General features: G+C 60.7%; 25 protein-coding genes. 11 read left to right on the top strand and 14 right to left on the bottom strand.

Translation table 11 applies throughout. From position 1 onward, the window contains the following. The first annotated feature begins 145 nt into the window (after positions 1–145). From uhpT to GWQ27_RS03570, 9 genes are all read left to right on the top strand, one after another. Positions 146–1,552, top strand: a complete 1,407-nt coding sequence (uhpT, locus tag GWQ27_RS03610) for a hexose-6-phosphate:phosphate antiporter (protein ID WP_275906687.1) — start codon at positions 146–148, stop codon at positions 1,550–1,552. Between the two features lie 213 nt (positions 1,553–1,765). Continuing rightward, a complete protein-coding gene (locus tag GWQ27_RS03605) occupies positions 1,766–2,071 on the top strand; it encodes a PTS fructose transporter subunit IIB (RefSeq protein ID WP_265421157.1) in 306 nt (101 codons plus the stop codon). Continuing rightward, the gene (locus GWQ27_RS03600; RefSeq protein ID WP_265421156.1) at positions 2,072–2,839 is read left to right on the top strand and encodes a PTS sugar transporter subunit IIA; all 768 of its coding nucleotides are present in this window, start codon (positions 2,072–2,074) and stop codon (positions 2,837–2,839) included. 70 nt (positions 2,840–2,909) lie between these two features. Beyond that, complete coding sequence (locus GWQ27_RS03595) at positions 2,910–3,869, top strand: pseudouridine synthase (protein ID WP_275906686.1); 960 nt, start codon at positions 2,910–2,912, stop codon at positions 3,867–3,869. Continuing rightward, on the top strand, positions 3,866–4,345 hold the full coding sequence (locus GWQ27_RS03590; RefSeq protein ID WP_034524276.1) for an NUDIX hydrolase: 480 nt from the start codon (positions 3,866–3,868) through the stop codon (positions 4,343–4,345). The genes GWQ27_RS03595 and GWQ27_RS03590 overlap by 4 nt, the downstream gene beginning before the upstream one ends. A 157-nt stretch (positions 4,346–4,502) precedes the next feature. Beyond that, a complete protein-coding gene (mnmA, locus tag GWQ27_RS03585) occupies positions 4,503–5,609 on the top strand; it encodes a tRNA 2-thiouridine(34) synthase MnmA (protein WP_111587503.1) in 1,107 nt (368 codons plus the stop codon). Positions 5,610–5,806: 197 nt separating this feature from the next. Beyond that, entirely contained in the window at positions 5,807–6,418 is a 612-nt protein-coding gene (gene hflD / locus GWQ27_RS03580) for a high frequency lysogenization protein HflD (RefSeq protein ID WP_017412872.1), read from the top strand. 175 nt (positions 6,419–6,593) lie between these two features. Continuing rightward, on the top strand, positions 6,594–7,964 hold the full coding sequence (gene purB, locus GWQ27_RS03575; protein WP_265421154.1) for an adenylosuccinate lyase: 1,371 nt from the start codon (positions 6,594–6,596) through the stop codon (positions 7,962–7,964). A gap of 139 nt (positions 7,965–8,103) precedes the next feature. Next, the gene (locus tag GWQ27_RS03570) at positions 8,104–9,234 is read left to right on the top strand and encodes a cupin domain-containing protein (protein ID WP_275906685.1); all 1,131 of its coding nucleotides are present in this window, start codon (positions 8,104–8,106) and stop codon (positions 9,232–9,234) included. 61 nt (positions 9,235–9,295) lie between these two features. Here GWQ27_RS03570 and GWQ27_RS03565 read toward each other — a convergent pair whose 3' ends face one another. The 6 genes from GWQ27_RS03565 to GWQ27_RS03540 all read right to left on the bottom strand — a co-directional run bounded on the left by GWQ27_RS03565 (position 9,296) and on the right by GWQ27_RS03540 (position 15,251). Then, a complete protein-coding gene (locus tag GWQ27_RS03565; protein WP_058395693.1) occupies positions 9,296–9,826 on the bottom strand; it encodes an N-acetyltransferase in 531 nt (176 codons plus the stop codon). Between the two features lie 32 nt (positions 9,827–9,858). Then, positions 9,859–11,493, bottom strand: coding sequence for a GNAT family N-acetyltransferase (locus GWQ27_RS03560; RefSeq protein ID WP_275906684.1), 1,635 nt, complete (start codon positions 11,491–11,493; stop codon positions 9,859–9,861). Continuing rightward, complete coding sequence (locus tag GWQ27_RS03555) at positions 11,493–12,107, bottom strand: glutathione S-transferase family protein (RefSeq protein ID WP_275906683.1); 615 nt, start codon at positions 12,105–12,107, stop codon at positions 11,493–11,495. The genes GWQ27_RS03560 and GWQ27_RS03555 overlap by 1 nt, the downstream gene beginning before the upstream one ends. 47 nt (positions 12,108–12,154) lie before the next feature. After that, a complete protein-coding gene (pdxH, locus tag GWQ27_RS03550; RefSeq protein ID WP_275906682.1) occupies positions 12,155–12,793 on the bottom strand; it encodes a pyridoxamine 5'-phosphate oxidase in 639 nt (212 codons plus the stop codon). Positions 12,794–12,954: 161 nt separating this feature from the next. Next, on the bottom strand, positions 12,955–13,278 hold the full coding sequence (locus GWQ27_RS03545) for a hypothetical protein (RefSeq protein WP_059113936.1): 324 nt from the start codon (positions 13,276–13,278) through the stop codon (positions 12,955–12,957). After that, positions 13,275–15,251, bottom strand: a complete 1,977-nt coding sequence (locus GWQ27_RS03540; protein WP_275906681.1) for a reprolysin-like metallopeptidase — start codon at positions 15,249–15,251, stop codon at positions 13,275–13,277. Before GWQ27_RS03540 ends, GWQ27_RS03545 begins: the two co-directional genes overlap by 4 nt. A 210-nt stretch (positions 15,252–15,461) precedes the next feature. Here GWQ27_RS03540 and GWQ27_RS03535 point away from each other — a divergent pair, with 210 nt between their 5' ends. Then, positions 15,462–16,673 carry an RsmB/NOP family class I SAM-dependent RNA methyltransferase gene (locus GWQ27_RS03535; protein WP_058395689.1) on the top strand — a complete coding sequence of 404 codons (1,212 nt, stop codon included), beginning with the start codon at positions 15,462–15,464 and terminating at the stop codon, positions 16,671–16,673. Between the two features lie 67 nt (positions 16,674–16,740). Here the strand turns inward: GWQ27_RS03535 and GWQ27_RS03530 are convergent, their stop codons facing one another. Next, positions 16,741–17,085 (bottom strand): Grx4 family monothiol glutaredoxin, encoded by a 345-nt coding sequence (locus GWQ27_RS03530; protein ID WP_005319230.1) that lies wholly within the window; start codon positions 17,083–17,085, stop codon positions 16,741–16,743. Positions 17,086–17,371: 286 nt separating this feature from the next. Between GWQ27_RS03530 and sodB the strand changes: the two genes are divergently transcribed. After that, complete coding sequence (gene sodB, locus GWQ27_RS03525; RefSeq protein WP_005319233.1) at positions 17,372–17,956, top strand: superoxide dismutase [Fe]; 585 nt, start codon at positions 17,372–17,374, stop codon at positions 17,954–17,956. A 116-nt stretch (positions 17,957–18,072) separates the two neighbouring features. Here sodB and GWQ27_RS03520 read toward each other — a convergent pair whose 3' ends face one another. The 7 genes from GWQ27_RS03520 to ccmD form a co-directional block, all read right to left on the bottom strand. Further along, a complete protein-coding gene (locus GWQ27_RS03520) occupies positions 18,073–18,885 on the bottom strand; it encodes an MlaA family lipoprotein (RefSeq protein ID WP_181455187.1) in 813 nt (270 codons plus the stop codon). Between the two features lie 77 nt (positions 18,886–18,962). Next, entirely contained in the window at positions 18,963–20,231 is a 1,269-nt protein-coding gene (gene ccmI / locus GWQ27_RS03515) for a c-type cytochrome biogenesis protein CcmI (RefSeq protein ID WP_275906680.1), read from the bottom strand. Then, positions 20,228–20,707 (bottom strand): cytochrome c-type biogenesis protein, encoded by a 480-nt coding sequence (locus GWQ27_RS03510; protein ID WP_059112934.1) that lies wholly within the window; start codon positions 20,705–20,707, stop codon positions 20,228–20,230. The genes ccmI and GWQ27_RS03510 overlap by 4 nt, the downstream gene beginning before the upstream one ends. A gap of 11 nt (positions 20,708–20,718) precedes the next feature. Continuing rightward, complete coding sequence (locus GWQ27_RS03505; protein ID WP_005319248.1) at positions 20,719–21,249, bottom strand: DsbE family thiol:disulfide interchange protein; 531 nt, start codon at positions 21,247–21,249, stop codon at positions 20,719–20,721. Then, positions 21,246–23,201 (bottom strand): heme lyase CcmF/NrfE family subunit, encoded by a 1,956-nt coding sequence (locus GWQ27_RS03500; protein ID WP_275906679.1) that lies wholly within the window; start codon positions 23,199–23,201, stop codon positions 21,246–21,248. Before GWQ27_RS03500 ends, GWQ27_RS03505 begins: the two co-directional genes overlap by 4 nt. 82 nt (positions 23,202–23,283) lie before the next feature. Beyond that, positions 23,284–23,775: a cytochrome c maturation protein CcmE gene (gene ccmE / locus GWQ27_RS03495; protein ID WP_275906678.1), complete on the bottom strand. Its 492-nt coding sequence runs from the start codon at positions 23,773–23,775 to the stop codon at positions 23,284–23,286. Then, complete coding sequence (gene ccmD, locus GWQ27_RS03490) at positions 23,772–23,978, bottom strand: heme exporter protein CcmD (protein ID WP_005319258.1); 207 nt, start codon at positions 23,976–23,978, stop codon at positions 23,772–23,774. The genes ccmE and ccmD overlap by 4 nt, the downstream gene beginning before the upstream one ends. Position 23,979: the final 1 nt, after the last annotated feature.

Genomic DNA, 23,979 nt, shown 5'->3' with positions numbered 1-23,979 from the left:
TTCGGGCATGGGTTCAATCGACAGGGGAGCGAGGTGCACAGTCCAACCTCTTTCTGTTGTCCTTTCCGTGGCGTGACCTCTGACACCAACCAAAAAATGAGGGGCGCGGCGGAAATACCGTCTATCTCGCAGAGGATGAACGAAGATGTTGAAATTTATCCAACAGGTCCGGGTGCCGACCCTGGAACTGCCGGTCGAAGCCCGGCGCAAGCTCTGGTTCAAGCCGTTTATGCAATCTTATCTGGTTGTATTTATTGGCTATCTGACCATGTACCTGATCCGCAAGAACTTCAACATTGCGCAGAACGACATGATCCAGGAGTACGGTCTTTCCATGACCGAGCTTGGCATGATTGGCCTTGGCTTCTCCATCACCTACGGGGTGGGCAAGACGGTCGTCTCCTACTATGCCGATGGCAAGAACACCAAGCAGTTCCTGCCGCTGATGCTGATCCTCTCCGCCCTGTGCATGCTCGGCTTCAGTGCCAGCATGGGCGGAACGGGTTTCAGCCTCTACTTCATGATCTTCTTCTATGCCCTGAGCGGCTTCTTCCAGAGCTGTGGTGGCTCCTGCAGCTACTCCACCATCACCAAATGGACACCTCGCAACAAGCGCGGCACCTACCTCGGTATGTGGAACCTCTCCCACAACGTGGGCGGTGCCGGTGCGGCCGGTGTGGCGCTGTTCGGTGCCAACTACCTGTTCGATGGCAATGTGCTCGGCATGTTCATCTTCCCGTCCATGATCGCGCTGGTGGTCGGCTTTATCGGCCTGCGTTTTGGCAGCGATTCACCGGAAGCCTATGGTCTGGGCAAGGTGGAAGAGCTGTTTGACGAAGTGGCCAGTGAAGAAGACATCGCCACCGAAGAGCAGAAGCTGACCAAGGGTCAGATCTTCGTCAAGTACGTGCTGATGAACAAGGTGATCTGGCTGCTCTGCTTTGCCAACATCTTCCTCTACGTGGTACGCATCGGTATCGACCAGTGGTCCACCGTGTACGCTCACCAGGAGCTGGGCTTCTCCAAGGAGATCGCCATCCAGGGCTTTACCTTCTTCGAAGTGGGCGCCCTGGTCGGCACCCTGATGTGGGGCTACCTCTCGGATCTGGCGAACGGTCGTCGCGGTCTGGTGGCCTGTGTGGCACTGGCGCTGATTATCGCCACTCTGGGTCTCTACCAGCATGCCACCACCCAGTTCATGTTCCTGGGCTCCCTGTTCCTGCTGGGCTTCCTGGTGTTTGGCCCGCAACTGCTGATCGGCGTCGCCGCCGTGGGCTTCGTACCCAAGCAGGGCATCAGCGTGGCCGATGGCGTCAAGGGCACCTTCGCCTACCTCATAGGTGACAGCTTCGCCAAACTGGGTCTGGGCATGATCGCTGATGGCACCCCCATCTTCGGTCTGACCGGCTGGGCCGGTACCTTCGCGGCGCTGGACATCGCAGCCGCCGCCTGTCTGGTGTTGATGGCCTGCGTGGCTGTGGCAGAGGAGCGCAAGATCCGCCGTATCAAGCGTGAACTGAAAGCCGCCACCCTGGCTACCCAATCCGTCTGAACCCGCGTTAACTGAATACAACCGGCCCCGCCTTCTGGCAGGGCCGGTTTTTTATTGCCACGCCCGCCGTCAGCAGATGAATCCAGATTCTCGCCATCCCTGTGCAAGCCAGCACCAGTGCGCCGCCAAGATCCCATTTTTGCCCCACGCCTTTGGCAAAAGCCGCTCCTTGGCGCTATCTTGTTGCCCCACCGCCATTTGCTTCGAGAACCGATGAAGATCCTCGCCGTCACCGCCTGCCCCACCGGCATAGCCCATACCTATATGGCCGCAGAGGCGCTGCAAAAAGCCGCCGACAAGCTGGGGCTGAAGATCAAGGTTGAAACCCAGGGCGCCATGGGACTGGAGAACATTCTCACCGCGCGGGACATCGCCTGCGCCGATCTGGTGCTGATCGCCTCCGACATCGAGATAGAGCAGAAGGATCGCTTCCTCGGCTGCCAGGTTCGCCAGGTGTCGCTGGAATCCGTGCTGCTCAATGCCAGCGCCGTACTCAAAACCGCCACCGTAGGCGTCTGAATGCTCACCCGCGAGCTCACCTTCTTCTGCCGGCTGGGGCTGACCATCACCCAGGCCAAGCAGCTGAGCCGACTGGCCGGGCTGTTCAAATCCCATATCCAGCTTATCAATGTCACCCGCCGCCAACGCGTGGAGGCGACCAGCCAGCTTTCTCTGCTCACCCTGGCCACCCAGCCCGGCGATCTCTGTCTGCTGCTTATCGAAGGGCTGGATGCGGAGCTGGCCCACATGGCCTTCACCTGCTGGTGTGTGGAGCTGGGCCAGCCCCTTGGCCGACCGGGGAGCGCCGCCCCCGCCGAGCAACGGCTTGGCCTCGCCCAGCCCGACTACTGTTTTTCCCTCGCCCAGCTGGGGCACACGGCGGCATCGCTGGACAAATCCCTGGCCCTGAGGGTGCTGATCGATCTCTTGCCCGCCGAGCTGGTACGCGACAGGCCAGCGCTTGAGCAGGCCATCGCCAAGCGCGAGCAGATCGCCGCCACCATCATACGGCCCGGCCTCGCCATGCCCCACGTGATCTGCCCCGCCATCCGCCAGCCCGCCCTCTCGCTGCTCAGTTGCGCCGAGCCCATCGAGTGGGGATCGGCGCTCGGGCCGGTACGGACCATCATATTGCTGGCGATCCCGGCCGGGCTCGCCCCCGAGCAATTGCGCCCCCTCACCCGGCTGGCTCGCGCCATGATGGACGAGGTGATCAGCACGGCGCTCTTGCACGCAAGCTCGGCCCCCGCCCGTCAGGCCATCGTCATCGAAGGGCTGTTGAGTTAGGCGAACAAGCCCGACCATGCCCCATGACGGCGGCCCCCTGTGATACACTCCGGCATCCCCTGTTTTTGGTATGCATGCGATGAAATCTGCCCGCCCCCGTCTCTCCCTCCAAGGCCGCACGACCGCCGCTGGCCGCACGCCACAAGATGACGCCAACCAGCCTGGTCTGACACGCTCACGGGCCGGCACCCGGCATGCACAGGCCGCTGAACAGGCCGGGCAGAAACCGCAGGTGGCACCCGCCGATCGCAAGTTGCTGCTCTTGAACAAGCCCTACATGGTGCTCTGCCAGTTCACCGACGAGGCGGGACGGGAGACCCTCAAGGATTACATCAAGGAGCCCGGCATCTATGCCGCCGGCAGGCTGGACCGTGACAGCGAGGGGCTCTTGCTGCTCACCAACGACGGCAAGTTGCAGGCTCGCCTCACCCAGCCCGGGGAGAAGACACCCAAGACTTACTGGGTGCAGGTGGAAGGCATACCGAGCGAAGAGAAACTGGCCGCCCTGCGCGCCGGGGTTGAACTCAGCGACGGCATGACACTGCCCGCCGAGGCAAGGCTCATGGATGAGCCCGATGTGTGGCCACGCAATCCGCCGATCCGCGAGCGCAAGGAGATCCCCACCCGCTGGCTCGAGATCAAGATAGTAGAGGGACGCAACCGGCAGGTGCGGCGCATGACGGCCCATATCGGCCACCCCACACTGCGCCTTATTCGCTACGCCATCGGCGACTGGACGCTCGATGGGCTGGCCCCCGGGCAGAGCCGCAGCCTGCCCGCCCCCGAGCTGGCACCGGTATCGCCTGCTCGTCAGCGCAAACCTCAAACCGGTAGTAGCACCGCCAAACCTGCGGGCGACAGACCACGCAGACCGGCCCAGTCCAGTCGGAAAAACCCGCCACGCAGCGCAGGCAAGCCAGCCATCGAACAGGCTGGCTCTCGTCCCCCTGCCGAGAGCAAACCCCGCAGCAGCGGTCGCGGCACGGCCCGCCGTCCTGCCCGTCACACCACCGACAAGGAGTCATCATGATGGATCGCCCGCCGATGGAAGAGAGAATGCCGGCCAGATTGACGGTGGCGGCGCTGGTGCACTGGCAGGGTCGTTTCCTGCTGGTGGAAGAGGAGATCAAGGGCCAGCGCCGTTTCAATCAGCCTGCCGGCCATGTGGAACCGGGTGAAAACCTGATTGAAGCGGCCTGCCGCGAGCTCAAAGAAGAGACAGGACTGACCGCCACGCCCAGCGCCTGGCTCGGGGTCTATCTCTACAAACCGGCCGACAGCGAGGCCACCTTTGTGCGCACTGCCGTCATCTTCGACCTTGAAAAGGCGCCGGGTCAGCACCATCCAGAGGATCCTGACGGCGATGTGCTGGCCTGCCACTGGCTCACCCTGGAGGAGATAGCCGAGTGCAAACCGGCCCTGCGTAGCCCATTGGTGTGGCAGTGCATTCAGGATTATCTGGGGGGCACCCGCCTGCCGCTGTCGGCGCTCAAGGCCTTTATCTGAGGCCATTTGGCACCGATTTATTGCTGGCGTGCCAGCTGACAGAAAAACGATTTCCTGCCTTGCTACCCCTCAAGGGGAAGCGGACAGGGAGATGTGACCGAGGGCGCAAAACTCTGGTAGAATACGCCCCGTTTAAACGAACTGGTAACTTCGACTAATGACAGACAACAGCCAAATCAAGGTGATCGTCGGCATGTCCGGCGGCGTGGATTCTTCCGTCTCGGCCTACCTGCTCCAGCAGCAGGGTTATCAGGTCGAAGGCTTGTTCATGAAGAACTGGGAAGAAGACGACACGGACGAGTACTGCTCTGCCTCCCAGGATTTGGCTGATGCCAAGGCCGTCTGCGACAAGCTGGGTATGAAGCTGCATACCATCAACTTCGCTGCCGAGTACTGGGACAATGTGTTCGAGCACTTCCTGGAAGAGTACAAGGCAGGGCGCACGCCGAACCCGGATATCCTGTGCAACAAGGAGATCAAGTTCAAGGCGTTCCTCGAATTTGCCGCCGAAGAGCTGGGTGCCACCTACATCGCCACCGGCCACTATGTGCGCCGTGACGACAGCACAGGCCACCCGCGCCTGCTGCGCGGTCTCGATACCAACAAGGATCAGAGCTACTTCCTCTACACCCTGAGCGAAGCCCAGGTGGGTCAGAGCCTGTTCCCGGTCGGGGATCTGGAGAAGCCGGAGGTGCGCCGCATCGCCGAGCAACTGGATCTCATCACCGCCAAGAAGAAAGACTCCACCGGTATCTGCTTTATCGGTGAGCGCAAATTCAAGGACTTCCTGGCCAAGTTCCTGCCCGCCCAGCCCGGCCCCATCGAAACCGTGGACGGCAAGGTGATCGGCGAGCATCAGGGCTTGATGTATCACACCCTGGGTCAGCGCAAGGGGCTCGGCATTGGTGGTCGCAAAGACGCCACCGAAGAGGCCTGGTACGTGGTGGACAAAGAGGTGGAGCGCAATACCCTGGTGGTGGCGCAGGGCGAGCACCCGCGTCTCTACTCAGACGGCCTGATTGCCAGCCAGCTGCACTGGGTGGATCGCACCCCGATCCGCGCACCGCGTCGCTGCACCGTCAAGACACGCTATCGCCAGCAGGATATCCCCTGCCTCATTCAGCCCATCGATGACGAGACCATACGGGTCATCTTCGACGAGAAACAGGCAGCCGTGACCCCGGGTCAATCCGCCGTCTTTTATGACGGGGAAGTGTGCCTGGGCGGCGGCATCATCGAGCAGCGTTTCAGCCATCCGGTGTAAATCCTGACGGCAGTGACATCGATGATCGACAAATACCAGAGCTGAACCATGGCCTTTGCAAGCACGCTGAAACAGTGCGTCAGCCATGCGGTTTGGGCCAACAAAGAAGGCAGCGAACGTGAGCGACCAATTCCAGGGCCGGATCATGGCCTGCTGCGGCATCAGCCGGTGAACCAACATAACAGGGCTGTGAAACGATGAGCGACAAATTTCAAGACAGAACCATGGCCTTTGCCGGCATCTGCCAGGCGGCCTATCTGGTACAAAAAGTGGCCCGTGATGGCACTTGCGATGAAGCGTCCCTGCGCGAGAGCCTGCAAAGCGTGCTGGTGACCGATCCCAAGCAGCCGCTGGAGGTGTTTGGCAACCATCTGGCCATTCGCGATGGCTACCGCGCCCTGGTCGAGCAACTGGGATCCGACGGCAGCCAGAAAAATGCCGAGCTGACCCGTTACGTGGTGAGCCTGATTGCGCTGGAGCGCAAGCTGGCCAAGCGCAAGGACATTCTCAACATGCTGGGGGAGCGGATCAGCCAGATCGGCCGCCAGCAACAGCATTTCGATCTTCTCGACGAGCAGATCCTGGCCAACATGGCGAGCATCTACAGCGATCTCATCAGCCCCATAGGGCCGCGCATCCAGATAGCGGGTACCCCGCTGTTCCTGCAGCAGCCCCTGGTGCAGCACAAGGTGCGCGCCCTGCTGCTGGCAGGCATCCGTGCCTGCGTGCTGTGGCGCCAGCTTGGCGGCAGCCGTACCCAGATCATTTTCGCTCGCAAGAAAATGGTCGAACTGGCCAAACGTTTCTAAGAATCGGCTCGAGCTCCGTAGTGAGAGGCCGGAAGCAAGGTGAAGAGCAGCGCAGGTACCGGAGTTTATGTCGATAAATAAGGATGCCGAGCAGCACATGAGCCTTGATAACGGTCTAGTAACAGGAGCGCGAGTTGATGAGAATCCCCCACACCAATCATCAGGAGTTCACCCCATGGAGCTGTCCGCGCTGACTGCTGTTTCCCCGATTGACGGTCGTTATGGCGACAAGGCCGATGCCCTGCGCCCTATCTTCTCCGAATTCGGTCTGCTGCGTTTTCGCGTCGAAGTTGAGGTGCGCTGGTTGCAAAAACTGGCCAGCCACGTCGGGATCCCGGAAGTCCCTGCCCTGAGCGCGGCCGCCAACGCCCTGCTCGACGGTATTGTCAGCAACTTCAACGAGAGTGACGCCGCCCGAATCAAACAGATAGAGCGCACCACCAACCATGATGTGAAAGCGGTGGAGTACTTCCTCAAAGAGAAGGTGGAAGTGAACCCTGAGCTGGCCGCCGTCAGCGAGTTTATTCACTTCGCCTGCACCTCGGAAGACATCAACAACAACTCCCACGGCCTGATGCTGAAAACGGCCCGTGACGAGGTCATCAAGCCTTACTGCGAGAAGCTGATCAGCGAGCTCAAGCGTCTGGCTCACGAGTACCGTGACATGCCGCTGCTGTCGCGCACCCACGGACAGCCGGCCACCCCGAGCACCATGGGCAAGGAGATGGCCAACGTCGCCTATCGCCTGGAGCGCCAGTACAAGCAGATCATGGCGGTGGAGATCCTCGGCAAGATCAACGGCGCCGTGGGCAACTACAACGCCCACGTGAGCGCCTACCCGGAAGTGGACTGGCACCAGTTCTCCGAGGAGTTCGTCACTTCCCTCGGCCTGAACTGGAACCCCTACACCACCCAGATCGAGCCCCACGACTATATTGCCGAGCTGTTCGACGCCATGGCCCGCTTCAACACCATCCTCATCGACTTCGATCGCGATGTGTGGGGTTATATCTCCCTGGGTCACTTCAAGCAGCGCACTGTGGCGGGCGAAATCGGCTCCTCCACCATGCCGCACAAGGTCAACCCCATCGACTTCGAGAACTCCGAAGGCAACCTGGGTCTGGCCAACGCCGTGTTCCAGCACCTGGCCTCCAAGCTGCCCATCTCCCGCTGGCAGCGAGACCTCACCGACTCGACCGTGCTGCGCAACCTGGGTGTGGCCGTCGGTTACTCCCTGATTGCCTATCAGGCGACCCTCAAGGGGATCTCCAAGCTGGAAGCCAACGCCGGTGCCATGGCAGCCGATCTGGACGCCAACTGGGAAGTGCTGGCCGAGCCCATCCAGACTGTGATGCGTCGCTACGGTATCGAGAAGCCCTACGAGAAGCTCAAAGAGCTGACCCGTGGTCGCCGCGTCGATGCCGAAGGCATGCGTACCTTTATCGACACCCTCGAGCTCCCCGAGCACGTGAAAGTCGAGCTGAAGAAGCTGACCCCGGCCAACTATATCGGTCAGGCCCAGCGTCTGGTTGATCTGCTGAAGTAAGCCAACCGGTACTGACGAAGGGGCCCTGTGCACGATACGCCACAGGGCCCCTGTTATTTTCCCTGCCACGGCAGGATCCCGAGTGGCTTTTCCCAAGCCCGCCTTGGGCAAAACCTCTTTGCGAGACACGAGAAACAGCATGTACGAACTCAATCTGGATATCGCTCACTTCCTCGAGCACTACTGGCAGAAACGCCCGCTCCTTATAAAAGGCGGCTTCACCGACTTTCAGGATCCCATCAGCCCCGACGAGCTGGCGGGTCTTGCCATGGAAGAGGTCATCGAATCCCGTCTGGTGACCCGCTTCGACGGCAAGTGGGAAGCGGCTCATGGTCCCTTCGAATCTTACGATCACCTGGGGGAAGATAACTGGACTGTGCTGGTGCAGGCTTGCAACCACTGGGCCCCCGAGGTGCATGAGCTGGCACTGCCGTTCCAGTTCATTCCGGGCTGGCGCTTTGACGATGTGATGGTGAGCTTCTCCACCCCTCATGGTGGTGTCGGCCCCCACATCGACAACTACGACGTCTTCATCACCCAGGGCCAGGGCAAGCGTCACTGGCGAGTGGGCGATGCCAAGCCTCTCAACGAGTTTGCCGCCCACGCCGCCCTGCTGCATTGCGAACCGTTCGAGGCGATCATCGACGTCATCATGGAGCCGGGCGACATCCTCTACATTCCGCCCGGATTCCCGCACGAAGGCTACGCCATCGAGCCCTCCATGAATTTCTCGGTAGGCTTCCGTGCGCCGGATGCCAAGGCACTCATCTCCTCCTTTGCCGATCACCTGATCGACAACGAAATGCGTACCGAGCGCTACGGCGATGGGGATCTCAAGCCCCGCGTCCGTCACGGCGAGATCCAGCCCCATGAGCTGCACCGCCTGCGCGAACTGATGCAGCAGGCTCTGGACGACGAGACCCTGTTCAAGGAGTGGTTTGGCACCATGATTTCCGAGGCCAAGCACGATCTGGACGTCAGCCCCATGGAACCTGACTACAGCGCCGAGGAAGTGGCCGACCTGCTGACCCAGGGCGAACCCGCCATCAAGGTGCCGGGCCTGCGCTCCGTCTGGTTCAGCGGCGAGAGCCGTACCTGCTATATCGACGGAGAAGCCTGGACCCTGCCGAGCGACGATGCGGCCGCCATCTCCCTGTTGTGTGACAAAGACATCATCACCCAGGCCGACATGGTGGAGCTTACCGATCAGGCCGGCTTCCTGCAGCTGCTGACCCGTCTGGTCAACCGCGGTTACTGGTTCTTCAGCTAATCGGGCTGGCTGACAAAGACGAAAAAGGCGCCTTGATGGCGCCTTTTTCATGAGCGGCGGCTTATGCCTCGCCAACCTCTTCGGACTCGTCTTCGGGGAGTTCGTCAAACAGGGGGTGGTAGAGCACTTCGCCGGCCATGCCAGCCAGGCCACCTTCCTGCAGCTCCATCGCCAGAAAGCAGTCGGCGGGAACTTCATAGATGCAGTGCAGACCGAACTCGCTGGCGGGACGAAAACCGAAGCGACCGTAGTAGGTCGGATCGCCGAGCACCACCACCGCCTTCCAGTCCATCTCCAGCGCCGTATCCAGCCCCTCACGCACCAGATCCGAGCCGATACCCTGCCCCTGCCAGTCCGGATGGACGGCAACAGGCGCCAGACCGAGCCAGGGCCCTTCCATGCCGTTAATGGTGATCGGGCTCAGCATCAGGTGCCCCATGAACTCGTACTCTTCCTCTTCGACCATGGTCACCACGGCAGCGCCACATTCGCGCAGGCGGTTGACCAGTTCGGCCTCATCGGAACGGCCAAAGGCGGCGCTCACCAGTTCATAGACCGGCAGCATGTCGCCGGGGCGCTCGGTTCTCAGCATACAGCGTTACTCCTCGTACAGCAGAGCGGGCATTATTCCACAAAGTGCCGGTCGGCCTGAGTACCTTTGTCCAGAAATGGGAGGGTGGGCTCAGGAAAGCGAGCCGCAAGCAGCCGCAGTACCCCTTGCAAGGCCACCGGCGTCATGGCCGTGATGGCCTCACCGTAGGCCGCGAATAGCTCGGCATCGTCCTGTTCCAACCTTGCCAAAGCAAGCTCGGGTCCCTGATGCCAGCGCCCGGCCAGCTCATCGATGAGCTCTGGCAGCTCCACCAGCAGCCAGAGCTGATGATAACGCCCCGCGACCTTAGCCCCATCAAGGCGCCCTGCCGCGGGCAGCCCTGTGCGGCGCGCCATCTTGTCAATCCAAGCGAGCCGCTGTTGCCGCTGCGTGCGGGTGAGCAGGACGGGCCCCTGGCGCAGCAGACTGGTCAGTTGCAGCAGGCAGGCAAGCCCCTGCTCGTCCCTGTCTTTTAGCAGCAAGCCACCCAGCAGATGCAACTGATCGGGCTCGACCTGCTCCAGCTGACTGAGCGGATGGCACACAATGTCGAACTGGGCCCCATCATAGGGGGCTGCACCTGGCAAGGTGGGTATGCACTTGTCATCCAGAAACAGGGTGAGCTGCAACGAGCCGTCATGATCCAACCCGGCCTGTGCATCGGCACCATGTAAAATAGCCACGGCCACCCGCTCGTTCGCCAGCCAGGGCGCCAGTTGCTGCGTCACTGGCTCGGGCAGGGGGATGGCCCTGTCCAGTCGCCAATAGCTTACCTCGCACGGCTGCTGGACAGTTCGGGCGCGCAGCCCGCGATAGTGCATGCCGAGTTTGGCCATCACCCGACCGGAGGCGAGGTTGCCCGGCATGTGACGGGCGGTCAACGCCGGCAGTTGCAAGGTGTCGAACGCAAATGACTTGACCAGCTGCGCAGCCCGGGTAGCCAGCCCCCGGTTCTGCCAGGGGACGCCGACCCACCAGGCCAGCTCGCCGTTCCAGTGCAGCGAAATCACCCCGACCAGCGGGGCCACTTCAGCCCCCTGCAGCAGCGTCATGGCCCAGCTCCAGCCCAGCCCCAGCGCGCCCTTGCGCCCACTGCTGGCGAGCCAGTCACGGGCACCTTCCGGCGGGTAAGGGTGAGGAATATTGAGGGTATAGCGGGAGAGCGCCTCGTCGGCGCAGTAGCGCACCACCTCGGCCTCATCGTCGGCCAGCAATGGCCGCAACACTAGGGGGCTGCCAGAGGGTGACGCCAGACCGGATTCACGCAGCAGGGGCACGGTCAAGCGGCGGGCAAGCAGGCGCTTGAGCACGGCGCCCATGTCGTCATCCGCGGTCAACACCAGATCGGCCCCGAGCGGCCCCAGGGTGAGCAAGCCGCTCTCCTTGGCCAGGGTCAGCAGAGAGGGGGACGCGCTGATCAGGATCTGACGGCTGGGGTCAACATGAGGATCCGCGCTCAGATCGCCATCGAGCCATGCCGCCAGCAGCCCGCTGGCGGACAAGATGCCATCAGGGGGACAGCCAGACCAGAGGTCAGCCCCCTGCCCCAGATGGGGTGCGCTCTCTTTGCACAACAGCAGTTTCCAGCAATGACCCTGCTGCTGCCAGGCTTGCAGCACAGGAGACCAATGGGGTTGCCACAGCGCCCGCTCGATAAGCAGCTCCATCAGCTTGCCTGACAGGCTGCAGGCAGGCTCAGATGGCGGGGGTGAGCCTCAATGCGGGCGATCCAGGCCCGGATGGCAGGCCAGCCCTGCAAGGAGAAGATCCCCTCCTCTGCCACATGGGTGTAGGCATAGAGAGCCATGTCGGCGATGGTTGGTGTTTGCCCGCACAAGTAGAGACTCTGTTTCAGCTGCTGCTCCATCACCGCCAACGCCTGCTCACCACCGGCCTTGAGGCCATCGAGCCGTGCCTCCTGGGATTCCGGCCGGCCCAGATAGTGGACGATGAAGCGCGCCACGGCTATGTAGGGCTCGTGGCTGTACTGCTCGAAGAACAGCCACTTGAGCACCTCGGCCTGCTGGCGGGGATCCGCCGGCCAGAGCGCCGAACCCTGTGCCAGATAGAAGAGGATGGCATTGGATTCCGCCAACGTATCCCCTTCATCGATCGCCAGCACGGGGATCTTGCCGTTGGGATTCATGGCCAGAAAGGCCGGGGTTTGGGTGTCACCTGCCTGGATATCCACCGGTACCCAGGTCAGAGGCAGCTCGAGCCAACGGGCCAGCAGCCACACCTTGTAACAGTTGCCGGATCTCAGGTCGCCATACAGACGCATACAGACTCCTTGTCAGCGCAGGAGATTGAACGGGATAAAACAGACTCTCAGGGTGCCAGCCGCTCTATGTGCCAGCCATTCACCTCGCGGGTGTAGTAGAAGCGATCGTGCAGGCGATGCTCGCCCCCCTGCCAGAACTCTACCGTGTCGATCACCACCCGATAGCCGCCCCAGAAGCTCGGCAGCGGCACTTCGCCATTGGCAAACTTCTGCTTGAGCTCGAGGAACTTGGCCTCCAGCACGCCGCGGGCCGAGATGCGGGTCGACTGCTTGGAGACCCAGGCAGCTATCTGGCTATCCTTGGGGCGACTATGGAAGTACTTCATCACCTCGAAGGTGCTCATCTTCTCCACCCGGCCGGTGACGTGCACCTGGCGGTCCAGAGTGTGCCAGGGGAAGAGCAGACTGATGCGGGGGTTGCCTTCCAGCTGGTGTGCCTTGCGGCTGCCCATGTTGGTGTAGAACACCATACCCTGGGTGTCGTAGTGCTTGAGCAGCACGGTGCGCTGCCAGGGTTGCCCCTCGGCATCCACGGTCGCCACCACCATGGCGGTGGGATCGGTCAACTTGGCCTCACAGGCCTGGGCCAGCCACTTCTCGAACAGGGCCAGGGGGTCGGCCGGCAGATCGGCCCGGTGCAATCCGCCCCGGGTGTATTCACGGCGCAGATCAGCCACATCCATCATCTTGATTTTCCTTCTTTCTTTTTGCCGCCGATGCGGCCATGCGTGCAGGCATTGTGCGACGAGCACGCCATGGGTACAAGCCTCGGGGCGGTCAAATGCCAGCGCCAAAAAAGAAAGGGAGGCTTGCGCCTCCCCTTTTCTGCCCACACCCGGCGGCGGGCTTATTGCTTGCCGGCAGCCGGTGGACAATGGGCCAGCATGCGCTGGTTATACTCGGCCGCATAGGCCCTCAGCCTGGCCTGAGCCTCTTCCTGACCGGGTCTGATGACATCCCCCAGTCCATCGAGGTAGCGCACGCCACAACGCGCCTTGGCGGCTTCCTGCTCACTTGCCGCAATGCCGGGCGCCACTTCGCCGCGCCCGGCCCGCACTATCAGCCGGTAATCCTGCCTGGCAAGGCTGGCGCTGACCGTCTGCTCCAGGGTGTCGGCATCCGCCTGACACCCGCCAAGCAGAGCAAGCAGCAGCAAGCCGGTGGCTCTCATGCCCGCCTCCGTTGCCAGCCGAACAGCGCCAGCGCCAGTGCCCAGAAGCCAAGAGCACCACCGCCACCACCACCCGAGCTGCCGCCACTTTGCGCGACCGGCAACTTGAGCGGGCTGATGGCGAAGAAGATGTTGTCGCTACAGGCCACCTTCAGCCTGACGCTGCTGGTGAGGTTGGTCGGCAGCGTCACTGTGGCTGAGCCACTGTTGGGCTGGCTGGTGGCCAGGGTCGACCAGTTTGCCCCCTCATTCTGAGTCACGAACAGGTTTACCTTGCTGCAGTTGATTGGCGCAGCATTGGTGCCTGCCACATCCCAACTGACGGCCTGGCTGGCCCCCGGCGCCACCGTCACACCCAACGGGCTGGTCAGGCGGAAGGCGCTGCCGGTGTTGACCACCTGCACCTTCATATCATCGCTGGCGACGCCGCCCTGGCCATCACGCACAGTGAGCCGGAAGTTGAGCTCCCGGTTGGTGGTGGGCCAGGCCTCGCCCTTGGCCAGTGTACCGGTCAGCAGGGAGGGCAAGCTGGGCAGGATCCGCTCTGGCGAGCTGGTGGGCGAGACGAACCGGAACAGCGGGCGGGTACCATCGTCGATCATGTCGAGGGTACTGCTGGACTCTGTGCCCAGATCGATCTGCTCCCAAGTGTAGGTCAGGGGATCCTTGTCCAGATCCGCCCCTGCCCCTCTGAGCACAAAAGGGACATTGGCAGGAATGGCGTAATTGGCACCCGCTGCGGCCTGAGGTGCGTTGTTGCTGAGGCTCAGTGTGGTGCCACAGGTCGGCACAGTGGCCATGTGCGCCCGCATCTGCTCGATTGATTTGCTGTGGAAATAGGGATCACCTTGCCGCTGGATGTTTTCATCCCCACAGATACCGGCATAGGCCATGATGGAAGTGCCGCTGCCCGGTTCCCAGGCCTGATTGGCTACCCGGTTGCCACCGCCGCAACTGTTGGTGGTACCGTTGAAGGTGTGGTCGGCACCGAACTGGTGGCCGATTTCGTGTGCCACATAGTCGATAAAGAAGGCATCTCCCACTGGGTTGGATGAGCCTGTCATGCCGTTCGATTTGGTGGCAGTACAGAGCACCCCCAATCCGGCCAGACCACCACCGCCGGTATTGACCACATGACCTATGTCGAATGGCCCCAGCGCCCCGCTAGGCAAGGTCTGCGCAGTGGCCTGTACCAGGCCGTTGACATTGAAATCCGTGTCGTCATTGCTGAACGGATCGCTCGCCGGATCGGTAAAGATGATGGCGTCATTGCCGCTGGCCAGCTGGAACTCGGCCCCCACGTCGCGCTGATATACCTCGTTCACCCGGTTGAGCAAGGTGGCAATCGCTCCCATGGTCAAGACCTTGGAGCCACCGTGGAACTGGGTATACTCTCCGGCTGCCGAAATGGCGATGGTATAGCGCTTGCGCTCGTTGCCATCCACCTGCACCTTGCGGGCCAGGGTGTTGGCGTCATGACCGATCACCTTGTCGGCCTCCTCTTCCAGCCGGCTGTAGGCATCCTGCTGGTAGTAGACGGCATAGCCTTCGGCATTGGGCAGCGCATCGACGAACACCATCTTGCCCTGATGGCTGAACATGGCGTGGAAGCCCAGCGGACCAAGATCGAAACGGCCCGTCTCTACCGGCGCAGCCGGATTATGACCCTTGAAGGTCAGGATATCGGGATACTTGACGGCAAGATCGGCGGGCAGCAGGTCATAGGCCTGCAGCACGAAGGTCACTTCCCCCCCGTCAGGCAGGGGCAAGGTCAGCTGGCGTCCCCCGGCCTGCAGTCCGGCAAAGTAATCGAGGGGCACCTTGGCCACTCGAAACTGGTTCGCCCGCACGTCATAACCGTCAGTCACCGTGGCGCGCGCCGCTACAGTGCTCCACTCATTGGCCGCAAGGCCACCAGAGCTCATCAGGCTGGCCACAACCAGCGCCAGGGGCGAATATTTCATCAACTGCATCTTTTTAGTCCTTTTAAATGCACTCAGCTGAACAACCATCGGCATCATTTTCCTGCTGGTCCGATTAGTCCAGCGCCATCGTCTGTACATTCCCCGAATGGGGAGTGTTGCGCCAACCCTGTCTAACCCCTATCATTGCGCGGATTTATCAGTTTTAGAACCGCGCTCGATAGGAAGGCGGTTCATCTTTATCTGGCCAAGGTTAATCTTATGCTCAAGTCCCCACTGTTGCCCCGTTCCGGGGATCTGGTCGTTGCCATAGTTGACGATGTATTAGGCCAGGGTCTCACCCTGGACAGAGCCTATGCACGCCACTTCTCCGGCATCGAAATCAAGCCACAAGAACAGGCAAGGATTGCCCTGGTCACCGGCGACCTGCTGCGTCGCCTCAGCCTCTACTGCGCCCTGACCGGTATTCAGGTGCGTCAGGCCGAAAAAAACGTCTGGCCACTGCTGCACAGTTGGCACGCCTTCCACAAGATAGTTCAGTCCAACCACCCGACCCTGGATCGCTTCAACGAAGAGGCATTCCGTCGCCGCCTGACAGAAGCAAAGAAAAATCCGGTGCTGATGGATGGTTGCCCTGCCTGGCTGGAAAAGCTGGGCAGCGAGCAGTTGGGCGAGGCCTGGCCTGCAGAGCGCGCCGCCCTGGCCTGGATGCCCAAGCGTTACCTGAGAGTCAACACCCTCAAATGCACACGGGAACAGCTGCAAGCCGCACTGGCCAAGGAGCAGGTCAACACCATTCCGGTTGAAGGGGTCGCTACCGCCCTGCAGGTCACCTCTGATGCCGCCCTGTTTCGTACCAAGGCGTTTGCCGATGGCTGGTTCGAGCAGCAGGACGCAGGCTCCCAGCTGGTTGCGGCGGCGCTGGAAGTCACCCCTGGCATGCGGGTCATCGACGCCTGCGCCGGTGCCGGCGGCAAGACCCTGCACATCGCCGCCATGATGGAAGGCAAGGGCCGTCTGCTGGCAATGGATGTGGAAGAGTGGAAGCTGGAAAACCTCAAGCAGCGCGCCCGCCGTGCCGGTGCCCACAACGTGGAAACCCGCGTCATCGAGAGCAGCAAGACTGTCAAGCGCCTCAAAGGCACTGCCGATCGCGTACTGCTGGACGTGCCCTGCTCCGGTCTTGGCGTGCTCAAGCGCAATCCGGATGCCAAATGGCGCGACACCGCCGAGCGACTGCCGGTGCTGGTTGCCTTGCAAGAGGAGATACTGCAGCGTTACAGCCAGATGGTGAAGGTGGGGGGTCTGCTGGTCTATGCAACCTGCTCCATCCTGCCCCAGGAGAACCGTCAGCAAGTAGACAAGTTCCTGGCTGCCAACGACAACTATCGTCTGCGGGATGACCACACCGTCAGCCCGTCAGCGACCGGCTTTGACGGCTTCTATATGGCTCGCATCGAGCGCATCAGCTGATCCCGTCTGCCGTGAATAAAAAAAGGGGAGCCATTGGCTCCCCTTTTTGCATGATGCAGATGCGACCTTATTCGGCAGCAACGTCATCCTGCTTGTGCTTGGCGGCAGTTTCCTTGATCAGGGTCTGCAGCTCGCCGGCCTGGAACATCTCGATCAGGATATCGCAGCCACCGACCAGCTCACCCTCTACCCACAGTTGCGGGAAGGTGGGCCAGTTGGCGAACTTCGGCAACTCGGCACGGATGTCCGGATTTTGCAGTATGTCGACATAAGCAAACGGCTCGCCACAGGACATCAGAGCCTGGGAGGCCTGGGCAGAGAAACCGCAGCTGGGTAGCTTGGGGGAACCCTTCATGTACAGGATGATGGGATTGTCAGCCAGCTGCTGTTTGATCTTTTCAATAGTTTCCATAGGTGCCTCACTAGAGCGATTTCGGCGGCCATTCTACTGCAATCCTTGCAGACCACAAACTGACAAACCGTCCTGGATGCAAGAAGTGATGAATCAATACGCCGTAGCTTGATCCGGATCATGGCGAGAATCAAGAGTTGTTAGCCCATCTTTGATGCTGGTACAATCGACGGGCTTTGGGCCATCTGGCCCCATCATTTCAAGAACAATTCTTTTCAAAATAGAAAAGAGTACGCAATGTCTTGCAACCGTCGCCTTCGCACGGCCAGCCAATGGAGAGTAGAAAATGGCTTTCGAACTTCCCGCTCTGCCCTACGCAATCAATGCCCTGGAACCGCACATCTCCCAGGAAACTCTGGAATATCATCACGGCAAGCACCACAACACCTACGTGGTCAACCTGAACAACCTGGTGCCAGGTACCGAGTTTGAAGGCAAGTCTCTGGAAGAGATCATCAAGACCTCCACTGGCGGCATCTTCAACAACGCCGCCCAGATCTGGAACCACACCTTCTACTGGCACTGCCTCTCCCCGAACGGTGGCAACGAGCCGACCGGCGCCCTGGCTGATGCCATCAACAAGGCGTTTGGCTCCTTCGCCGAGTTCAAGGATGCCTTCACCAAGTCTGCCATCGGCAACTTCGGTTCCAGCTGGACTTGGCTGGTGAAAAAAGCCGACGGCTCCCTGGCCATCGTCAACACTTCCAACGCCGGTTGCCCGCTGACCGAAGCCGGTACTACGCCGCTGCTGACCGTCGACCTGTGGGAACACGCCTACTACATCGATTTCCGCAACCTGCGTCCGAAGTACATGGAAACCTTCTGGACCCTGGTGAACTGGGAATTCGTGGCCAAGAACCTGGCTGCCTGATAGCCGCTTCTTGCCAAAACGCCCCGCACTGCGGGGCGTTTTTTTATGGCAGAAATGAGCCGGCAGCGGATATGAAAAAGGCGCCCGAAGGCGCCTGTTATCGACAGCCAGTGGCATCACTGGTCTATCTCGTCCAGATAGTCATCCAGATTGGCATCGTCGGCTTTCTCCGCCGGCGTCTGCTTGAACTCGGTCTGACGACCGGTCACTTTGTTCTGGTTGTGCTGCAGATAGAAATCCTTGGTCAGGGCATAAGGATCGAGCGCGTTGTCGATGATCCTCTCCTGATCGATCAGCTTGGATCGGGTACCCAATCCATCCAGCATCCAGTGGGTGACTCGCAGCGGCAGCGTCAACAGAGCATAGGGGAAGTAGATGGTATCTATGGTATCCCCCACCAGCTTGCGCGTCGTGGTAGGTCCGTAGACGGGCACCATCAGATAGGCACCATCGCCGATATCGGCACGACCCAGTACTGTATTGAGTTCCAGCTTGTCGCGTTCGAGCCCGGCATGCTTGGCCACATCGAAGATACCCAGCAAACCGATAGTGGTGTTGAGGGTAAAGCGGCCGAGGTTGGTCCCCGCGCCTTGCAAGTCACCGGTGATCAGGTGGTTGACCATGCTGCTCGGCTCGTTGAAGTTCTCAACCAGGTTCTCGATGCCATCCTTCATGCCTTGCGGAATATAGCGGGCATAGCCATGCACCACGGGGCGGGCCACATAGGGCTCCAGCACATCGTAGTTGACCACCCACATGGCCCGGTTTGCCCCCTGGAAGGGGTCGCGGCCATCGCTGGCAGTGCTGGTCGCCTCGGGCCGACCCGGTGCTTCATTGAGATCAAGACTCTCGGGGCCCGGCTTGGGTGGGCCACCCGCACAGCCTCCCAACAACAATGCCGCCATCAATGCCACTGAACGCACATACATATGGAAGTCCTAGTTTTTTATTGTGATTAATCCGAATTATAGGCACCCGCCCCATAGAGGGGCGGGGCAAAGGGGTATTAGAGGGCGTGATCGATACGGATGTCAATCGGCGCTGAAGGAATTGCATCAGTCGGGACAGATGTCGATACCCCTTCGAACGCCCCTTCCTTGTTCATGACGTTGCCGCCGCGAGAAAGCCGTGCCTTGAACTGCAGTTGCGGATAGGCGGAAAGCTTGCTGCCCTCCATCATGGCATCACCATCCCCCAGGGAAAGGGTAACAGGCAAAGTGGGTCCTGCGATGCGCTTCACGGCGATGGGCATGGGCGGCCCATTGGGCACCACGGCAAAAACGAACAGATGAGCATCTTCCGGCATCTGAATACCGGCAGCCAGGGTGACATGGATCGGAAACTCCCCTTTCTTCACCTCCAGCTGTTGCCCCTGCTCATCACTCTTGTTGGCTGCACCAGGGGTCGTCACCGCTATGCCACGCTGTTTCAACTGCTGCTCGGCATAGTCGATGGAGCGCTCCACCATGGCGTAGCGGGTCGAGCCCTTCTCCATCAGCGGCAGCATCTCGCGCCAGCGCATCAGCGCTGTCTTGAAGTCCTCTTTTTGCAGCGCCATAAAGGCATAGACGGAGCGGGCCTCTATGTTGGCCGGATCCAGCGCGATGGCGCTACGCAGCAGCTCATCGGCCTGGGCGTCATCCCCAGTCATCATCAGCGCCTGGGCGTAGGGCACGGCTACCATGGTCTTCTGCGGAGCCAGATCATAGGCGCGCTCAAGGGCCTCGCGGGCCATGTCAGGATCACTGCCATCCAGCGACAAACGACCCAGCAGCAGCCAGCCACGGTAATCATTCGGCTCGTCTTTCAGACGGGTGCGCAACGCCAGCATGAAATCCAGCAGGTCCTGCTCGGTCACCTGGACATCCCGCTCAACCAGAATGCGGTTGCTCAGCTCACCCAGTCGACTGCTGGCATCCTGCCAGCGCTGGACTTCCTGCCAGGCGCCCAGCTTGTAATAGAGCCCCAGACTCACCACCACCAGCACCAGCACACCCGGGATCCAGATCAGGCTCTTGCCGCCACGGGCGCTCTGCTCCACATCGGGGATGTCATCCAGCAGGCTGCGTTGCAGCTCGACCAGGGATTCCGGCTCCTCCGCCAATATTCCTTGCTCGCGCTCTTCGCCGATTTCCAGCAAACGCTGACGATAAAGCTGCTTGTTGAGAGCCGAACGGCTGATGCTCTGCTTGCCTTCACCACGCCACAGCGGCATCGCCAGGGTCAGACTCACCAACACCAGCAAGGCCGCGATCACAATCAAAAATGCGGTCATTGTTTCTCTTCCTCTTTGAGCAGGGCAGCCAGACGTTCCTGCTCCTGTGCGCTCAGGGCGCTATCCGCCTGTTTGGCCATGACGGGACGACGGCGACTGCGCACCACCACAGTGACGGCGCCAATGACGATGACCAGCAGCGGGCCGAGCCAGAGGATCAGGGTCGACGCCATCAGCGGCGGGTTATACAAAATGAAGTTGCCGTAGCGGGCGACCATGTAGTCCACCACTTCCTGCTTCTCCTTGCCCTCGCGCACCATCTGGTAGGTCTTGTCCCGCAAGTCCTTGGCAAGCCCTGCATTGGAATCGGCGATGTCCTGGTTCTGACACTTGGGGCAGCGCAACTCGCGGGTCAGCTCGCGAAAAGTCTGCTCTTGCGCGGGAGTGTCAAAGGTATAGACATCAATCGCAGCCAGGGCTGGTCCTGCGCCACCCAATCCCGCCAGCAACAGCAGGGAGGCAATCAGTGTTTTCATCAGGCGCATTCTCATTTCATGGACTCGAAGATGGGCTTGAGGGTAGTGGCCCAGACTTGTGGATTCACATCCCCCACATGGCGATAGCGAATGATGCCCTGACTGTCGATAAAGAAGGTCTCGGGTGCCCCATAGACACCCAAATCCAGCCCCAGCATGCCATCCGGGTCATACAGGTTGACCTGATAGGGATTGCCAAGCTCGGTCAACCAGCGGATGGCCTTGTCCCGCTCATCCTTGTAGTTCATGCCGACAATGGGGATGCCCTGCTCCGCCAGTTGCTTGAGGTAGGTGTGTTCGCCGTAGCAGGTCGGGCACCAGGTAGCCCAGACGTTGAGCAGCATGGGGCGCCCCTTGAGGATGCTGCGATCATGCTGCTTGTTCAGGTCGTAGATGTCCTGCAGGGTGAACACTGGCACTTCCTTGTCCACCATCACTGACTCGAGCTTGGTGGGGTCGGAATAGAGCCCTTTGAACAGGAAGACAGCACCCAACAGAAAAATAATGAAGGGGATCAGAAACAGCCAGGTTTTCTTGTTCATTCCTTGGCCTCCTCTTCACGACGGCCAAAACGGTAACGCTTGTCCAGCATGGCCAGCACGCCGCCAATGGCCATGAAGACGCCACCGAACCAGATCCAGCGCACGAAGGGTTTGTAATAAATCCGCACAGCCCAGGCGCCGTTATCCAGCTGCTCGCCGAGCGCCGCATAGAGATCCCGGGTAAAACCGGCGTCAATCGCCGCTTCCGTCATCGGCATCCGGCTCACTGTGTACATCCGCTTCTCGGGTTTGAGCAGGGCCACCTGCTTGCCATCCTGGTGTACTTCCAGCACACCTTTGAAGCCGTCGTAGTTGGGGCCGTTCTTTTCCCGAATGCCGGTGAAAACAAACTCGTAATCGGCAAACTGCACCCTGTCACCGGCCTGCATGCGCAGATCTTTTTCGATGCTGTAGTTCTGGGTACAGGCGATACCTATGATGCTGACGGCCAGCCCCACGTGACCCAGGATCATGGCCCAATGGCTGTTGCCCAGCTTGCGCACCCCGGTAGCGAAGGGGTGCTTGTGGGTGGCGCGTACCCAGGTCTCCTGGATGCTGGTGATGATGATCCAGGTCCCCAGACCAATTCCCACAGCAGCCCAGGGTTTGAACGCCTCGGCCAGCCGCAGTGGCAGCAAGATGGCGGCGACCAGACTCAGAACCAGGGCGAGGATCACCTTGCCCTTGAGTTCGCCCAGCCCCTGACGGCGCCAGCGAAACAGCGGGCCAACCCCCATCAGCAGGGCAAACGGAATGATCAGCCAGCTGTAGATATGGTTGAAGAAGGGAGTGCCGATGGAGATGCTGCCAAGTCCCAGCTCCTTGTGCACCAGCGGCAACAGGGTGCCGAGCAACACGGTCAACAGACCCGCCACCAGCATGATGTTGTTGCCGAGCAGCAGGGTCTCGCGACTCCACAGCTCATGCTTGCCGTGACTCTTCACCTGCGAGCCCTTGAAGGCGAACAGCAGGAGCGAACTGCCGATCACCGCCAGCAGGAAGCCCAGAATGAACAGGCCTCGGGTCGGGTCGGAGGCGAACGCATGCACCGACACCAATACGCCGGAACGCACCAGGAAGGTGCCGAGCAGGCTCAATGAGAAGGCGGAGAGTGCCAGCAGCACTGTCCAGGCCTTGAAAGTAGCCCGCTTCTCGCTTACCGCCAGCGAGTGCAGCAGGGCAGTACCTGCCAGCCAGGGCATGAAGGAGGCGTTTTCTACCGGATCCCAAAACCACCAGCCACCCCAGCCGAGCTCGTAATAAGCCCACCAGGAGCCAAGCACTATGCCCAAGGTCAGGAAGACCCAGGCCGCCATGGTCCAGGGACGGGACCAGCGCGCCCAGGTGGCGTCAAGACGCCCCGTCATCAGGGAGGCGATGGCAAAGGCAAAGGCGACCGAGAAGCCCACATACCCCATGTAGAGCATGGGCGGATGGAAGATAAGACCCGGATCCTGCAACAAGGGGTTAAGATCGCGGCCATCCACAGGGAAGTAAGGCAGGGTCCGGGTGAAAGGGTCGGAGGTAAACAGCACAAAGGCAGTAAACCCGATGGAGATCAATCCCAATACCCCGAGTACCCGCGCTACCGCATCGAGCGGCAGGCTGCGGCTGAACAGGGCCACCGCCGCCGTCCAGCCTGCCAGCGTCAGTACCCAGAGCAGCAAGGAGCCCTCATGGGCCCCCCAGACGGCAGAGATCCGATACGCCAGCGGCAAGAGGGTATTGGAGTTGGTGGCCACATACTGCACGGTAAAGTCGTGGTCGATAAAGGCCCAGGTCAGGCACAGAAACGACAGCAACAGCAGCAAAAACTGGGCATAGGCCAGCGGACGGGCGGTCGACATCATGCCAAGGCGCCCCCACTGAGCGCCAAGCAAGGGATAAACCCCCAGCAAGATGGCGGTGGCAAAGGCCAGGATCAGTGAAAACTGCCCTAATTCCGGGATCATTTCAGAGTTCCTTCAGGTTGAGTGACAGCACACACCTGTGCGCGGGTGAGAAACGATGAAAACGGTGAGCGGGTAGCCAGACTCATTGTTTGGTTCCTTTCAACTGCGCCTCGGTATATTCCGGCTTGAAATGCATACCATTGGTGGCATCGGCCACTTCCGGCGGCATGTAGTTTTCATCGTGCTTGGCCAGCACCTCGAACGCCTCCACCGTAGTGGCGTTCTTGAGAGTACCCTGGGCCACTATGCCCTGCCCTTCCCGGAACAAGTCCGGCAGTATGCCGTCAAACTCGACGGTCACCAGATGTCCGCCATTATCCACCAGCTTGAAGGCTACCTTGAGGCTTTGCTGATCTCGCAGCACGGAACCCGGTACCACCAGCCCACCAATACGCAGACGCTGCCCCTCTTCGGGCTTTATCTTGTCCGGTCCCTTGCCTTCTACCAGCTCACTCGGGGTGTAGAAGAGATCGATGTTCTGGCTGAGGGCGTAGAGCACCAGGCCGATCACGGCGGCCAAACCGGCACTGATCGCCAGTATGATGGTGAGGCGTTTTTTGCGTCTCGGGTTCATAGGGTGTTCTCCATCTGCTGGGCCGCCTTGCGGCGGGCCTCTCGCGCCTGCTTGCTACGCAACTCGCCAAGCAGGCTGCGGGTTTTTATACGGGTGGAAATGACGATGCCAACCAGGCAGATCAGGGTCAGACCAAAAGAGAGCCAGACATAGAAGGCGTAACCGCCCATCGCCATGAAGTCACTGAAAGAGGCAAAGTGCATG

The organism is Aeromonas sp. 5HA1 (assembly GCF_029237245.1).
Taxonomy (GTDB): Bacteria; Pseudomonadota; Gammaproteobacteria; order Enterobacterales; family Aeromonadaceae; genus Aeromonas; species Aeromonas salmonicida.
This window is presented reverse-complemented; position numbering and strand designations above follow the sequence as displayed.

Bases quoted from the DNA above. Each gene is read 5' to 3' on its own strand.
- GWQ27_RS03535 (WP_058395689.1), top strand. From the start codon at position 15,462: ATGCTCAAGTCCCCACTGTTGCCCCGTTCCGGGGATCTGGTCGTTGCC.
- hflD (WP_017412872.1), top strand. From the start codon at position 5,807: ATGAGCGACAAATTTCAAGACAGAACCATGGCCTTTGCCGGCATCTGC.
- GWQ27_RS03510 (WP_059112934.1), bottom strand. From the start codon at position 20,707: ATGAAAACACTGATTGCCTCCCTGCTGTTGCTGGCGGGATTGGGTGGC.
- sodB (WP_005319233.1), top strand. From the start codon at position 17,372: ATGGCTTTCGAACTTCCCGCTCTGCCCTACGCAATCAATGCCCTGGAA.
- ccmE (WP_275906678.1), bottom strand. From the start codon at position 23,775: ATGAACCCGAGACGCAAAAAACGCCTCACCATCATACTGGCGATCAGT.
- GWQ27_RS03540 (WP_275906681.1), bottom strand. From the start codon at position 15,251: ATGCAGTTGATGAAATATTCGCCCCTGGCGCTGGTTGTGGCCAGCCTG.
- GWQ27_RS03555 (WP_275906683.1), bottom strand. From the start codon at position 12,107: ATGCGTCTGTATGGCGACCTGAGATCCGGCAACTGTTACAAGGTGTGG.
- ccmD (WP_005319258.1), bottom strand. From the start codon at position 23,978: ATGCACTTTGCCTCTTTCAGTGACTTCATGGCGATGGGCGGTTACGCC.
- GWQ27_RS03560 (WP_275906684.1), bottom strand. From the start codon at position 11,493: ATGGAGCTGCTTATCGAGCGGGCGCTGTGGCAACCCCATTGGTCTCCT.
- GWQ27_RS03545 (WP_059113936.1), bottom strand. From the start codon at position 13,278: ATGAGAGCCACCGGCTTGCTGCTGCTTGCTCTGCTTGGCGGGTGTCAG.
- GWQ27_RS03570 (WP_275906685.1), top strand. From the start codon at position 8,104: ATGTACGAACTCAATCTGGATATCGCTCACTTCCTCGAGCACTACTGG.
- mnmA (WP_111587503.1), top strand. From the start codon at position 4,503: ATGACAGACAACAGCCAAATCAAGGTGATCGTCGGCATGTCCGGCGGC.
- GWQ27_RS03565 (WP_058395693.1), bottom strand. From the start codon at position 9,826: ATGCTGAGAACCGAGCGCCCCGGCGACATGCTGCCGGTCTATGAACTG.
- uhpT (WP_275906687.1), top strand. From the start codon at position 146: ATGTTGAAATTTATCCAACAGGTCCGGGTGCCGACCCTGGAACTGCCG.
- ccmI (WP_275906680.1), bottom strand. From the start codon at position 20,231: ATGACCGCATTTTTGATTGTGATCGCGGCCTTGCTGGTGTTGGTGAGT.
- GWQ27_RS03590 (WP_034524276.1), top strand. From the start codon at position 3,866: ATGATGGATCGCCCGCCGATGGAAGAGAGAATGCCGGCCAGATTGACG.
- GWQ27_RS03530 (WP_005319230.1), bottom strand. From the start codon at position 17,085: ATGGAAACTATTGAAAAGATCAAACAGCAGCTGGCTGACAATCCCATC.
- purB (WP_265421154.1), top strand. From the start codon at position 6,594: ATGGAGCTGTCCGCGCTGACTGCTGTTTCCCCGATTGACGGTCGTTAT.
- GWQ27_RS03520 (WP_181455187.1), bottom strand. From the start codon at position 18,885: ATGTATGTGCGTTCAGTGGCATTGATGGCGGCATTGTTGTTGGGAGGC.
- pdxH (WP_275906682.1), bottom strand. From the start codon at position 12,793: ATGATGGATGTGGCTGATCTGCGCCGTGAATACACCCGGGGCGGATTG.
- GWQ27_RS03500 (WP_275906679.1), bottom strand. From the start codon at position 23,201: ATGATCCCGGAATTAGGGCAGTTTTCACTGATCCTGGCCTTTGCCACC.
- GWQ27_RS03605 (WP_265421157.1), top strand. From the start codon at position 1,766: ATGAAGATCCTCGCCGTCACCGCCTGCCCCACCGGCATAGCCCATACC.
- GWQ27_RS03505 (WP_005319248.1), bottom strand. From the start codon at position 21,249: ATGAACAAGAAAACCTGGCTGTTTCTGATCCCCTTCATTATTTTTCTG.
- GWQ27_RS03600 (WP_265421156.1), top strand. From the start codon at position 2,072: ATGCTCACCCGCGAGCTCACCTTCTTCTGCCGGCTGGGGCTGACCATC.
- GWQ27_RS03595 (WP_275906686.1), top strand. From the start codon at position 2,910: ATGCATGCGATGAAATCTGCCCGCCCCCGTCTCTCCCTCCAAGGCCGC.